The following is a 13,014-nucleotide window of genomic DNA, read 5'->3' on the forward strand; positions in this document are numbered from 1 at the left end:
GATGGGAAGAAGCCCCGGCGTTCCCGCCGGGGAAAGAGATTCACCAGTCCAGGAAGTTGCCCAGCTCCTGAACGTTGATCAGTCCGTCGCCGTCGAGGTCGAGTTGCTTGACGGCCGCCTCCGCCCGCTCGATGGTGATCGGCTGGCCGAGGATGTCCATCAGCCTGACCAGCTCGTCGGGGGAGATCAACCCGTCGCCGTCCGCGTCGAGCAGCTTGAACGTGGTCTCGTAATCGCTCATGTTCACGCACCTTATTGGAGAGCATCAAGAAATGCCCTGATTTATGGGCGAGAATCCTCTGAGCGCCAGGCGATGGCGAGCTCGGCCGGCGCGAGGCCGGTCACCGGCCGGTAGACCACGCCGGGACGGCGGTAGAGCTGGGCGTTGCCCTCGGCCACCAGCGCCACGCCGAGGCCGCTGGTGATCGCCTCGAAGGTCTCGTCGGCGGTCGAGGCCGTCACGCCGACGATCGAGCCCGGCCCGCCGAGCCAGAACTCCCGCAGCGGCCCCGCCGACGCCGGCAGGGCGATGAAGGGCTCCGATCCCAGCTGCTCGAAGGCGATCTCCTCCAGCGCCGCCAGCGGATGACCCTCGGCCAGGGCGACCCAGCGGCGCTCGACGGCGAGCACCCGCGTCGTGATCCCCGGCACCGCCGGCAGCCAGACGAAGGCCACGTCCGAGCTCCCGTCGGCCAGTCCGCCGCTCGGGTCGTCCCAGCCGACCAGCCGCAGCGAGACCTCCCAGCCCGGCATCGCCGAGCGGAAACGCCGCACCGCCTCCTGCTGGATGCCGCGCCCCACGGCGGTCTGCATGCCCACGACCAGGGTGCCGCTCGGCGCGGCGGCCCGCGCCGCCTCGACGCCGGCGTTCCACCCGGCCAGGGTCTCCCGCGCGTACGGCAGCAGCGCGGCACCCGGCTGCGTCAGCGCCATCCCGCTGTGCACCCGCTCGAACAGGGCGAAGCCGAGCTGCCGCTCCAGCATCCGCAGCTGCTTCGACAACGCCGGCTGGGAGACGAACAGGCGCTCTGCCGCCCGGGTGACGTTCAGCTCCTCGGCCACGGCGACGAAGTAGCGCAGATCCCGCAGGTGCACGTCCATAACCGTTGGTTATAGCAAAGGGTCTTGGACGGCGTTCACGGCCCGGCCGCAGGATGATGCCCATGAGAACCCTTGGAACCCTGAACGTCCCCGCCGTCGGTTACGGCGCGATGGTGCTCTCGCCCGGCATCTACGGCGAGGTCGACGACGCCCGCGGTGAGCGTGCGATCAAGGCGGCCCTCGACGCGGGCGCCACCCACATCGACACCAGCGACGCCTACGGCCCGGACGGGCACAACGAGCGGCTGGTCGGGCGGGCCGTCAAGGGCCGTCGTGAGGACGTGGTGGTGGCGACGAAGTTCGGCCTGGCCGTACCTGACGGAGAGGACAGCCGCTCCTTCCCCGTGGGCTACGCCTTCGGCGAGTTGCGGGTGAACGGCGAGGCGCGCCTGGTGCGGCGTTACGCCGAGCGCAGCCTGGCCAACCTGGGGACCGAGGTGATCGACCTCTACTACGCCCACTACCCCGACCCGGGCGTGGAGATCGAGGAAACCGTGGGGGCGATGGCCGAGCTGGTCAAGGACGGCCTGGTCAGGCACCTCGGGCTCTCCAACGTGACCGCCGGGCAACTGCGGCGCGCGCATGCCGTGCACCCGATCGCGGCGGTGCAGAACGAGTGGTCGATGTGGCGTCCGGCCGACACCGAGCTGCGCCGGGCGGCGGAGGAACTCGGCGTGGGGATCGTCGCGTGGAGCCCGCTGGGCAACGGCTTCCTGACCGGCACCGTGCGGGAGCTCGGCGACGGCGACTTCCGGCACAACGCGCCGCGCTTCTCCGCCGAGAACCTGGCGGCCAACAACGACAGGTACGCGCCCGTGCGCGATCTCGCGGTGGATCTGGGCATCACGCCTGCCCAGCTGGCCCTGGCCTGGCTGCTGCACCAGGACGAGCACGTGGTGGCCATCCCCGGCAGCCGCACACCCGCCCACATCGAGGAGAACACCGCCGCCGCCGACATCCGGCTGCACCCCGACACCCTTGCCCGCATCGACCAGGCGCTGGCCAGGTTCGAGGTCACCGGGGGAACGCTGCTGTGAGGCGGCTGATGGCAGTACGCCGGTTGATACTGTTCGAACCATGCTCATCGCATCCGCGCCGAACCTGCGTGACCTGGGCGGACACCGCACCACCGACGGACGCAAGGTCCGCACGGGGATCGGTTTCCGCTCCGGCGCGCTCAACGTGCTGACCCCGGACGAACAGCAGCAGCTGCTCGCCGCCGGAGTCAGGCTCGTCTGCGACCTGCGCACCGACAAGGAACGCGAGGACGGCCCCGACCTGCTCCCTGAAGGCGTCGAGTACAGAGTGCTCGACGTGCAGCGCCACGGCGGCCACGGAGCCGACATCGCCGCCCTGTTCGCCGCGCCGGAGCAGGCCGAGGCGCTGCGTTCGCCGCAGTCGGCCGAACGGTTCCTCACCGAGGTCTACCGCGCCTTCGTCACCACCTCCGACGCCCACGAGGCCTACCGCGACCTGCTCCGAGCGTTGCGGCGGCCAGGCACGCTGATGCACTGCACGGCGGGCAAGGACCGCACCGGCTGGGGGACGGCCGTCCTGCTCTCCCTGCTCGGGGTGGACCGCGACACGATCATGACCGACTACCTGGAGAGCAACGTGCACCTGAGCGGCCCCTACGGCCCGCTCATCGCCCTGGCGCCCGACCCCGAGGTGATCCGCCCGCTGCTGGAGGTGCGCGAGGTCTACCTCCAGGCCGCCTTCGACACCGCCGAGCAGCACTACGGCGGCCTGGAGGGATACGCGCGCCAGGCGCTGGAGCTCACGGAGGACGACCTGGCCGCCCTCCGCGAGCTCTACCTGCACTAGACGACGGCTCCCGGCCGGATCCTCTCCTTCTGTACGGCGGGCGGAGGAGTCCGGTCGCGCCCTTCCAGCTCGACGGCCAGCGGCCCCGCCACGAAGCACGACGACAACGTGCCCGTGACGATGCCGATGAGCAGCGCGAGCGCGAAGTCACGCAACGAGTCGCCTCCCAGCAGCGCCAGCGCCACCAGGATGAACAGCGCCCCCAGCCCGGTGTTCACCGTGCGCGGCACGGTCTGCAGGATCGCCCTGTTGACCGTGCGCTGGAAGGGCGCCGCGCCCACCCACAGCTCGCGCACCCGGTCGAAGACCACGACCTTGTCGTTGACGGAGTAGCCGACGACGGTGAGCATCGCGGCCAGGAAGACGCCGTCGATCGGCTTGCCCAGCCAGGCGAAGGCGCCGACGACGATCGCGGCGTCGACGAAGAGCGCCGCCACGGCCGCGGCGCCGAACGTCCACCGGAAACGCAGCGCCAGGTAGACGAGCTGCGCCGCCAGCGCCATGGCGAGCGCGATGACGGCGTTGCGCCGCAGTTCCTCGCCGAGTGAGGGTCCGATCAGCTCGTCGCGGACCACGGGCCCGAGCACCTCGCCGATCCTGGCGGCGTCGTCGCCGGAGATCTGCCCGGTCCGCACCGCGATGCGCCCTTCTGAGGCCTGGACGACCGCCGAGGGAAAGCCCGCTTCGCCGACGGCCTGCCGGGCCGCGTCGACCCCCATCGTGGAGGAGAACTCCATGACCCGGCCGCCGGTGAACTCCACGCCGAAGTCGAGCCCCCGGACGGCCAGCCCGGCGAAGGCCACCACCAGCAGCCCGCCCGCGACGGCCAGCCAGAGCCTGCCGCGGCGCATGACGAACGGGTCGCGCTCGGTCAGCCAGGTCCGCAGCCTGCCCACCGAGCCCAGCCCCGACAGCCGGGCGGGCATGCGCCCGATCGTCCACTGGGTGAGCACGCGAGTGATGAGCAACGCCGACACCAGCGAGGCCAGCACGCCGATGGAGAGCGTCACGCCGAAGCCCTTGACCGGTCCCGACGCCAGCCAGAACAGGAGCCCGGCCGAGAGCAGCGTGGTCACATTGGAGTCGGCGATGGCGCTCCAGGCCTTCTTGAAGCCGAGGTCGAGCGCCGGCCGCAGGGAGCCGCGATACTCCTCCCTGGCCCGCTCGAAGACCAGCACGTTGGCGTCGACGGCCATGCCGATCGCCAGCACGAACCCGGCCAGCCCCGGCAGGGTGAGCGTCGCGCCGACCGCGATCAGCGCCGCGTAGGCGATCAGCCCGTAGCAGGCCAGCGCCAGCGCGGCCAGCAGGCCCACGAGCCGGTAGACGAGCACGATGAACAGCCCGGTGGCCAGCACGCCGATGACGGCCGCCTGCCAGCTCGCCTCGATGGCCGCGGCGCCGAGCGTCGGGCCGACGACCCGCTGCTCGACGATCTCCAGCGGCACCGGCAGCGCGCCGCCCTTGATCAGCACGGCCAGGTTCTGCGCCTCCTCGGCGGTGAAGCGCCCGCTGATCGTGGTCGATCCGCCCTGCTGGCCGGCCTTGCAGGGGGTGTCGTCGCCGACGACGGGGGAGGAGATGACCTTCCCGTCGAGCACGATCGCCACCCGCCGCGCCGGGTCGTCGTAGGGCCGGCAGGCCGCCTCGCCGGTGAGGCGCTGCCACGGACCGGGTTCCGCGAAGGCGACGTCGACGAACCAGCCAGGTCCGCGCTGGGGGTCGGTGCGGGCGACGGCGTCGGTGACCCCGTCACCCGAGATGACCGCGGGACCGGTCGTCAGCGGCTGCCCACTCTCGTCGGTGAGCTGCTGACCCTCCGGGCCCGCTGACGCCAGCACGGGGTGGAACGACAGCTGGGCGGTGCGCCCCATGACCGCGGCCGCCTCGCGCGGGTCGAGCACGCCGGGCAGCTCGACGATGATGCGCGCGTCGCCGGAGCGCACCAGGGTGGGTTCGGCCACGCCGAGCCCGTTGGCCCGCCGTTCGAGCACGTCGCGGGCGCGGTCGACGGCTTCGGGTGAGGCCTCGCCCTGGGCCTCGAAGACGATCTGGGTGCCGCCGCGCAGGTCGAGGCCGAGACGCGGGGCCATGGTGAATGCCAGGAACAACGAAGAAACGATGACGGCAAGGGCCGCCACCGCACGCCAAACAGGCATGCGGACTACCTCCACATACGAAATCGAAAAATATGGTCAGATTTCGTGAGTGGCGGGAGGAGCGCGGGCCGAAACTCCCCGCGGAGAGGCGCCCGGTGTGAAATCCGTGGCTTCTGCCGTACCGGCAAGGAACCGGCCGCCCGCGCTCGCGGCCGGGGTGACGGACGGCACGGCCAGGCCGGAGGCGTGGCCGTGCGACGGCGCGGAGACCCGCGGGGTGACCGGGGCGGGACTGCCCGCCTGGTGCTGCGCCGGGCAGTCGAGGACGGCGGCGCTCTGCACGACGGTGACAGGCGCCCGCACGCCGGTCACCAGGAAGATCGAGGACAGCAGAAGGACCAGCGCCGCGGGCAGTCTGATCCTCACGCGTTCACCGTAGCCTGGTTCGGGGTAGCGGTGGCGCCATGCGACTCACCTCTACCTCCGACCTGTGGTGGAAGAACGCCGTCGTCTACTGCCTGGACGTGGAGACCTTCAAGGACGGCAACGACGATGGCGTCGGCGACTTCCGCGGCCTGACCCAGCAGATCGACTACCTCGCCGGCCTGGGCGTGACCTGCCTGTGGCTGATGCCGTTCTTCCCGACGCCCAACCGCGACGACGGCTACGACATCACCGACTTCTACTCCATCGACCCCCGCCTGGGCACCCTGGGCGACTTCGTGGAGTTCATGCGCACCGCCAAGGACCGCGGCCTGCGGGTCATCGCCGACCTGGTGGTCAACCACACCTCGATCGAGCACCCCTGGTTCAAGCAGGCACGGTCGAGCCGCGACAACCCCTTCCGCGAGTGGTACGTCTGGTCGGACACCCCCGAACCCGACGACCCCAAGCAGGTGGTCTTCCCCGACAAGGAGGACTCCTTCTGGGAGTACGACGAGAAGACCAAGCAGTACTACCTGCACAGTTTCTACAAGCACCAGCCCGACCTGAACGTCGGCAACCCCGAGGTGCGCGACGAGATCACCAGGATCCTGGGCTTCTGGATGGAGCTGGGGCTGAGCGGCTTCCGCGTCGACGCGGTGCCGTTCCTGATCGAGAACATCAGCCCGAAGTTGCCCGACCCGCACGAGTTCCTGGCGGACCTGCGGGCCTTCATGGGCCGCAGGGAAGGCAGCTCGATCCTGCTGGGCGAGGTCAACGTGCCCTACGACGACCTGCTGGACTACTTCGGCGACGGCAACGGCACCGAGCTGACCATGTGCTTCGACTTCATCGCGATGCAGCGCGCCTGGTTGTCGCTGGCCAGGTGCGAGGGCGAACCGCTGGCCTCGGCGCTGCGCGAGCGGCCCAAGGCGCCCAAGGACAGCCAGTGGGCCACGTTCCTGCGCAACCACGACGAGCTCACCCTGGACAAGCTCACCGAGGACGAACGGCAGGAGATCTTCGACGCCTTCGGGCCCGAGAAGGACATGCAGATCTTCGGCCGGGGCCTGCGCAGGAGGCTGCCCACGATGCTCGGCGGCGACCTGCGGCGCATCAAGATGGCCTACAGCCTGCTGTTCTCCCTGCCGGGCACCCCGGTGATCTTCTACGGGGAGGAGATCGGGCTGGGGGAGAACCTGGAGGCCGAGGGCCGGATGGCCGTGCGCGTGCCGATGCAGTGGGCGCCCGAGGGCGGCTTCAGCCAGGTCGAGCCCGATCGTCAGCCACCCGACGGCGCCTACGCGCCCGACCGGATCAACGTGGCCGACCAGAAGCGCGACACCGACTCGCTGCTGCGCTGGTTCCAGCTGCTCATCGAGCGCTACCGCGAGTGCCCCGAGCTGGCCTGGGGCGAGCACACCGTCCTCGACTGCGCCCATCAGGGCGTCGTGGGCTGGCGCTGCGATGCCGAGGACGCCTGCGTGGTGGTGGTGCACAACTTGACTGACACCGCCACTGACGCGACCTTGACCCTCAAGGGCCAGGGCTCGAAACGGCTGACCGATCTGCTCACCGATGCCACGTTCGACATCTCGGCGAAAGGCCAGGTCGAACTGCCGATGGATCCGCACGGTTCGCGCTGGCTGAGGGTCTCGACGCCCGACGTGCCTCCGGAGGACGCCTCAGTCAAGGCACGATGACTGCGAATCACCTTCACGGGTGATGTCGGCCGCCCGGTGGTCGCCTACGCTCGCACCATGACTCTCGCCGAGGAGCTGAGCGACCTGGCCCACATCGTCAGCGCGATGACGATGCAGGCAGGTGCGGTCCGGCTGCGCCTCAAGCAGGATCAGACGACCGAGCGGGAGATGCTGACCCTCATCGAGGGGGCGGGCAGGGAGGCGGTGGAGGAGCTGCGCCGCATGATGACCTCAGCCCAGCTCCTCGAAGAGGGTCAGCTGAAGTCCGGCGGGCCCCTCAAGCCGTGAGTTCAGCGAGTTCCACGGGGTGCGGGTCGGCTCGGCGACGACCTCGGCCCCTGCCTGCTCCAGCCGCGCCGTCATCGCCCGCGAGTCGTCGACCTCCAGGGCGACCCTGATGTGCCCGGCCACCCGCCTGCCGACCTCCACCTCGTCGATGAACTCCGCGTGGCCTGGATCGGTGATCTCCAGGGTGGCCCGGCCCGCCTCCAGGATGGTCACCCGGCCGTCGGGGGAGGAGAAGGCGGCCCGCTCCGGCAGGCCGAGCACGTCGCGGTAGAAGCGCAACGCCTCCTCGTAGTCGGAGGCGGTGACGACCAGACGAAGTTCGCGAACAGTCATGCGATCAAAGATACGAGGGGCCGGTGACGCGCCCGCGGAAGGTCCACCACACCCAGGCCTGGGCGGCCACCAGGAACGGGATGATCGCCAGGATCACCGGCGTGATCATGCTCCCGGCGGTTGACAGATCCAGATGCAGGCCGCTCACCACGGCGATGACCGCGATGGCCGAGGCGGTCAGCGCGTACGCCGGCCACTCGCCGGTGCCGCCCAGCAGCGCCCCCGCCCGCCGCCGGAGCGTGCCGCTCAGCCGCAGCGACGCGAAGGCCAGGCCGTGCAACGCGAAGATCAGGGCGATCACCAGTCCTGCCAGGAGCGGCATGTCGAGCACGGTGCCCGCCAGCACGAGGCCGAGCGACACCGCCAGGCCCCAGCTGCCCGCCACCAGAACGCCGTCCCACAGCAGCTGCCAGCCGCGGCCGGGCACCCGCCCGCGCAGCCACAACGCCATGTCGCGCAGGATCCACGAGCCCAGCAGCGCGACGACCGCCACGTAGTTGCCGCTGAGCAGCTCGCCCTCCACGATCGGGAAGAGCCCGGCCAGCACGCCCACGGTGGCGACCAGCCACACCTCGTTGCCGAGGAAGAAGGGGGCGATGGCGGCGATCACCTCGCGCCGTTCCCGCGGCGAGCGGCCCAGGTACGGCAGGAGCATGCCGACGCCGATGTCGGCGCCTCCCAGGACGAGGTAGCCGAGGCCGAAGAAGGCCAGGATGAACGGTTCCACAGCGGGCTCCTCAGTAGGTCAGGGCGGGGGCGGGGGTCTCGATCGGCTTGTCGGAGCCGAGAGCCACGTCGGAGGGGTCACGCCTGGCGGTCCTGGCCAGCAGCCAGTAGTTGACCAGCATGAGCAGGCCGAACAGGGTGCTGAAGACGATCAGCGAGGTGAGCATCTGCCCCTGGGTGACGTGCGAGACGGCGTCCTCGGTCCTGAGCAGGCCGAAGACCGCCCACGGCTGGCGGCCCAGCTCTCGGAAGAGCCAGCCGGCGATGGTGGTCAGGAAGGGGATCGGGATGGCCAGCATGAGCATCCAGTGCAGGACGCGGGATCGCCGCACCGCCCCGCGGAAGCTCATCAGGATCACGCCGATGGCGGAGACGATGAACATCACGATGGCGAGAATCACCATCGCCATCCCCGCCCCCTGCACCGCCCCGGCCGGAGGAAGGTAGTCGCCCGGTCCGAGCTGGGCGGCCATCTGCGCCTGCGCCTCCGACAACCGCTCCTGGTCGCCCGCCCAGGCGGCGATCTTCGTGGGCTGCAGGAAGTCGAAGGAGACGCCGCCGAAGGAGATGGCCAGGAAGACGGCGGGCAGGCTCAGCCCGAGCCCGAGGCGGAGCGACTTGCGGAAGAACTCCTGCTCGTGGGTGCCCCTGCGCAGGTGCCAGGCGCTGACTCCGGCCATGAAGAACGTACCGACGACCAGGCCCGCGCTCATCACGTGCCCGAACGCGGTCAGGGCGCCCTCGTTGATCAGTGCCCCGAAGTCGGTCAGCTCCAGCCGGTCGCCGCTCTGCTCGTACCCGACGGGGTTCTGCAGGAAGCTGTTGGAGATCATGATCCAGAAGGCCGACGCGTAGGCCGTCAGCGTGACGACCCAGATCAGCGCCAGGTGCGCCCAGCGGTTCAACCGGCCCCAGCCGAAGATCCACAGTCCGAGGAAGGTGGACTCGACGAAGAAGGCCACCAGTGTCTCCAGCGCCAGCGAGGCCCCGAAGACATCTCCGGCGAAGTGCGTCAGCCCGCTCCACGACAGCCCGAACTGGAACTCCATCACGATGCCGGTGACGATGCCCATGGCGTAGTTGATGATGTAGAGCTGGCCCCAGAAGCGCACCATGCGGGTGTGGACGGGGCTGTTCGACAGGGTGGCGCGGGTCTGCGTGATCGCCACCAGCGTGGCCAGTCCCAGCGTCAGCGCGACGAACAGGAAGTGGGCGCCTGCGGTGACCGCGAACTGCAGGCGCGCGAGCTCTACTGTTTCCATGCTGCGATGGTGCTGGTACGGCTACCGCCACCGCGTCATGCCTGGGCTGGCACCGGGACTACTCCCGCAGTCTCATCTCGCTCCCGCGGTGTACGCCTCAGGAGGTAAGCCAGCCCGGCGTGACCATCCCGGCTTCGTAGGCGAGCACCACCAGCTGCGCCCTGTCGCGGGTGCCGAGCTTGGTCATGATGCGGCTGACGTGGGTCTTGGCCGTGGCCGGGCTGAGCACGAGCGTGGCGGCGATCTCGTCGTTGGACAGGCCCTGGCCGACCAGCACCATGACCTCGCGCTCGCGGTCGGTGAGGCCGTTGAGCTCGGGTCCTGGGTCGGGCCGCTTGACCCGCCCGGCGAACTCCGAGATCAGCCGCTTGGTGATGGCGGGGGCGATCAGCGCGTCGCCGCGGGCGACCACCCGCACGCCGTGGATCAGCTCGGCCGGCTCGGTGTCCTTGACCAGGAATCCGCTGGCTCCGGCGCGCAGCGCACCGTAGACGTAGTCGTCGAGGTCGAAGGTGGTCAGGATGATGACCTTGACCGCGTCGAGCCGTGAGTCGGTGACGATCTGCTGGGTCGCCTCCAGGCCGTCGAGCTCGGGCATGCGGATGTCCATCAGCACCACGTCGGGGCGCAGCTCGCGGGCCAGCGAGACGGCCTCGCGGCCGTTGCCCGCCTCGGCGACCACCTCGATGTCGTCCTCGTCGCTGAGGATCGAGCGGAACCCGGCCCGCACCAGGTTCTGGTCGTCGGCGAGCAGGACGCGGATCATGCTGTTCCCTTCAGTGGAAGCTCGGCGATCACGTGGAAGCCGCTCGGAGTGCGTGGCCCGGCCACCAGGGAGCCGCCGAGCGCGGCGGCGCGCTCGCGCATGCCCTGCAGGCCGAAGCCGGTGCCGTCGGTGAAGCTGGCGCCGGGGCCGTCGTCCTCGACCCTGACGGTGAGCAGGTCGGGGTCGCGGGTGACGGTCATCGTGGCGCTGTCGCCTCCCGAGTGGCGCACGACGTTGGTCAGCGCCTCCTTGACGATGCGCGCGGCGGCCAGGTCGACCTCGGCGGGCAGGTCGTGCAGCGAGCCGGTGACCCTGGTGACGACCCGCAGCCCGCTGGCCCTGGTCAGCTCGTCGAGGCGGGCCAGGCTGGCGGCGGGTGCGATGGGGGCGTCCTCGTCGACCTGGCGCAGCATGCCCAGCGTGGAGCGCAGTTGCCGCAGGGTCTCCTTGCTGGTGTCCTTGATCGTCCGCAGGGCCTCCTCGGCCTCCTCCGGGCGCTTCTTGAACCCGTGGAGCGCCGAGCCCGCCTGCACGTTGATCATGGAGATGTTGTGGCCGATGACGTCGTGCAGCTCGCGGGCGATGCGCAGGCGCTCCTCGGCCTCGCCGCGCTGGGCCTCCTGCGCGATGCGCCTGTCGACCTCCTGGCGGTAGGCGCGCCAGCTGCGGGTGACGCCGCCCGCCGCGATGGTGGCGACCATGCCCTCGGCGATCATGATGAAGCCGGTGTTGCTCACGTGGCGGGTGCCGCCCAGCTCGCCCAGTCCCATGAGCAGCAGCGCCGTGGCGCCGGTCGTGATGGCGGCCAGGAGGTAGCCCTGGGCGGCGGCGGAGTAGAGGGCCATGACGGGCAGCGCCATCATCGGCCCGTCCATCCGGGCGTAGGGGTAGTAGGCGAGCGTGCAGAGCGTGACCACGATGAGCACGGCCACCGGGTAGCGCTTCTGGAAGAACATCGCCGTGCACGCGATCAGCGGCAACACGAAGTCGAGGGCATTGGGGGTGCGGTCGGGCCGCACCAGGAAGGTGATGATCGTGCCGAGCACGACCCCGGCCACGACCACGATCGTCGCGATCCGCATGGCCACACCCTACTTGCGCAGGGGCGCACCCACCTCATGCAGGTGCCGCAGTGCCTGGCCGTAGGAGCCGAGCAGGCCCGCCTCTTCGTACGGCACGCCGAGAGCGGCGCAGTAGTCGCGCACGATCGGCTGGGCGTGGCGCAGGTTGGGGGTGGGCATGTTCGGGAACAGGTGGTGCTCGATCTGGTAGTTGAGCCCGCCCATCGCCACGTCGATGATCACCCCGCCCCGCACGTTGCGCGCGGTGAGCACCTGCTTGCGCAGATAGTCGAGCTTGCTCTCGCTGGTCAGCGTGGGCATGCCCTTGTGGTTGGGCGCGAAGGTGCTGCCCAGGTAGAGCCCGAAGAGGGCCTGGTGCACGGCCAGGAAGGCCAGAGCCTTGACCGGCGAGAGCACGGTGAAGATCAGCGCCAGGTACCACGCGAAGTGGCCGGTCAGCAGGGCCAGCTCCAGCCACCGGTGCTTGGCGCCACGGCGGAAGAGCGCCTTGTAGCTGGCGATGTGGAGGTGCCAGGCCTCGAGGGTGAGGATCGGGAAGAACAGGTAGGCCTGGTAGCGCGCGAGGAAGCGGGGCAGGCCGCGGCTCTGCCGTAGCTGGTCCTGCGACCAGACGATGACGGCGGGCGAGACGTCGGGGTCGTGGTCCTCGTGGTTGGGGTTGGCATGGTGGCGGGTGTGCTTGTCGGTCCACCACTCCCAGCCCAGGCCGATGCCCAGGTTGCCGAAGATCCGGCCCGCGATCGTGCTGGGGCCGCGACGGCGGAAGACCTGGAGGTGTCCCAGGTCGTGGGAGACGAATCCGATCTGCCCGAAGGCGAAGGCCAGGAACGCCGCCACCGCCAGAGTCCACCAGGAGTCGCCCACCCAGACGAACGCCACCAGACCGGCCACGACCGTAAGCACGCACAGGCTCATCCGGATCGCGTAATACACCGGACGCCGGTCGAGCAGACCGGCGTCGGAGATCTTTCTGGCTAGCTTGGCGAAATCACTGCCACGTGCCTCGACTGCACTCGTGGTCACCGGACCTCCCTTGATCGGCACACGACACTGTACGGCACGCGTCTGTGAGGTCTACCTAACCAGTTTTCGGGCTAGGACAGAATCCCAGATCGCCACGCCCCAAATGATGACCGTGGCCGCCACGGTCATTGCCAGGGGAGGCAGGCCGAACGGCATCAGCGCACCCATCGCGAGGATCGCCGGCACCCGGTTGACCGGAACGTAGCCGAAGACGGCCCGCTTGAACATGGCGTGCCCGGCCAGGAAGAGCATCGGACCGCCCAGGATCATCGCGGCCGTCCCGCGATGGTGGTGGAGCGGTTCGGCGATGGCCAGTTCGTCGCCGACGGCCGCCTGCGAACCACAGGGCCCCGGCCTGCGAGGTGAAGGCCTGCGGCAGCGCCG

14 protein-coding genes and 1 pseudogene are annotated in these 13,014 nt (G+C 70.0%); 4 read left to right on the forward strand and 11 right to left on the reverse strand.

The window, feature by feature from the left end:
- Positions 1-40 precede the first annotated feature (40 nt).
- Positions 41-241, reverse strand: coding sequence for an EF-hand domain-containing protein (locus HNR30_RS33375; protein ID WP_181614099.1), 201 nt, complete (start codon positions 239-241; stop codon positions 41-43).
- Positions 242-282: 41 nt separating this feature from the next.
- Entirely contained in the window at positions 283-1,101 is an 819-nt protein-coding gene (locus HNR30_RS33380; RefSeq protein WP_181614100.1) for a LysR family transcriptional regulator, read from the reverse strand.
- 62 nt (positions 1,102-1,163) lie between these two features.
- On the opposite strand from HNR30_RS33380, the gene HNR30_RS33385 reads away from it, so the two are divergent.
- Both HNR30_RS33385 and HNR30_RS33390 read left to right on the forward strand, forming a co-directional pair.
- Positions 1,164-2,138: an aldo/keto reductase gene (locus HNR30_RS33385; RefSeq protein ID WP_246379880.1), complete on the forward strand. Its 975-nt coding sequence runs from the start codon at positions 1,164-1,166 to the stop codon at positions 2,136-2,138.
- Between the two features lie 40 nt (positions 2,139-2,178).
- Complete coding sequence (locus HNR30_RS33390) at positions 2,179-2,925, forward strand: tyrosine-protein phosphatase (protein WP_181614102.1); 747 nt, start codon at positions 2,179-2,181, stop codon at positions 2,923-2,925.
- Here the strand turns inward: HNR30_RS33390 and secD are convergent.
- Together secD and HNR30_RS33400 are read right to left on the reverse strand one after the other, a co-directional pair.
- A complete protein-coding gene (gene secD / locus HNR30_RS33395) occupies positions 2,922-5,084 on the reverse strand; it encodes a protein translocase subunit SecD (RefSeq protein ID WP_181614103.1) in 2,163 nt (720 codons plus the stop codon). The genes HNR30_RS33390 and secD overlap by 4 nt on opposite strands.
- A gap of 36 nt (positions 5,085-5,120) precedes the next feature.
- A complete protein-coding gene (locus HNR30_RS33400; RefSeq protein ID WP_181614104.1) occupies positions 5,121-5,450 on the reverse strand; it encodes a hypothetical protein in 330 nt (109 codons plus the stop codon).
- Between the two features lie 38 nt (positions 5,451-5,488).
- On the opposite strand from HNR30_RS33400, the gene HNR30_RS33405 reads away from it, so the two are divergent.
- The gene (locus HNR30_RS33405) at positions 5,489-7,150 is read left to right on the forward strand and encodes an alpha-amylase family protein (RefSeq protein ID WP_181614105.1); all 1,662 of its coding nucleotides are present in this window, start codon (positions 5,489-5,491) and stop codon (positions 7,148-7,150) included.
- Positions 7,151-7,207: 57 nt separating this feature from the next.
- Positions 7,208-7,438, forward strand: a complete 231-nt coding sequence (locus tag HNR30_RS33410) for a histidine kinase (protein WP_181614106.1) — start codon at positions 7,208-7,210, stop codon at positions 7,436-7,438.
- Here HNR30_RS33410 and HNR30_RS33415 read toward each other — a convergent pair.
- From HNR30_RS33415 to HNR30_RS33445, 7 genes and pseudogenes are all read right to left on the reverse strand, one after another.
- Entirely contained in the window at positions 7,382-7,771 is a 390-nt protein-coding gene (locus HNR30_RS33415; RefSeq protein ID WP_181614107.1) for a VOC family protein, read from the reverse strand. The two genes, HNR30_RS33410 and HNR30_RS33415, sit on opposite strands and share 57 nt — an antisense overlap.
- Positions 7,772-7,775: 4 nt before the next feature.
- Positions 7,776-8,498 carry a cytochrome d ubiquinol oxidase subunit II gene (locus HNR30_RS33420; RefSeq protein WP_181614108.1) on the reverse strand — a complete coding sequence of 241 codons (723 nt, stop codon included), beginning with the start codon at positions 8,496-8,498 and terminating at the stop codon, positions 7,776-7,778.
- Between the two features lie 10 nt (positions 8,499-8,508).
- Positions 8,509-9,759 carry a cytochrome ubiquinol oxidase subunit I gene (locus HNR30_RS33425; RefSeq protein WP_181614109.1) on the reverse strand — a complete coding sequence of 417 codons (1,251 nt, stop codon included), beginning with the start codon at positions 9,757-9,759 and terminating at the stop codon, positions 8,509-8,511.
- Between the two features lie 97 nt (positions 9,760-9,856).
- Entirely contained in the window at positions 9,857-10,525 is a 669-nt protein-coding gene (locus tag HNR30_RS33430; protein ID WP_181614110.1) for a response regulator transcription factor, read from the reverse strand.
- Positions 10,522-11,607, reverse strand: a complete 1,086-nt coding sequence (locus HNR30_RS33435) for a sensor histidine kinase (protein ID WP_220134290.1) — start codon at positions 11,605-11,607, stop codon at positions 10,522-10,524. Before HNR30_RS33435 ends, HNR30_RS33430 begins: the two co-directional genes overlap by 4 nt.
- Before the next feature lie 9 nt (positions 11,608-11,616).
- Complete coding sequence (locus HNR30_RS33440) at positions 11,617-12,630, reverse strand: fatty acid desaturase family protein (protein WP_312894813.1); 1,014 nt, start codon at positions 12,628-12,630, stop codon at positions 11,617-11,619.
- 51 nt (positions 12,631-12,681) lie between these two features.
- Positions 12,682-12,951 (reverse strand): annotated as a pseudogene (locus HNR30_RS33445) (hypothetical protein); the annotation flags it as partial.
- Between the last annotated feature and the right edge of the window lie 63 nt (positions 12,952-13,014).

Source organism: Nonomuraea soli, from assembly GCF_013761175.1.
Taxonomy (GTDB): domain Bacteria; phylum Actinomycetota; class Actinomycetes; order Streptosporangiales; family Streptosporangiaceae; genus Nonomuraea; species Nonomuraea soli.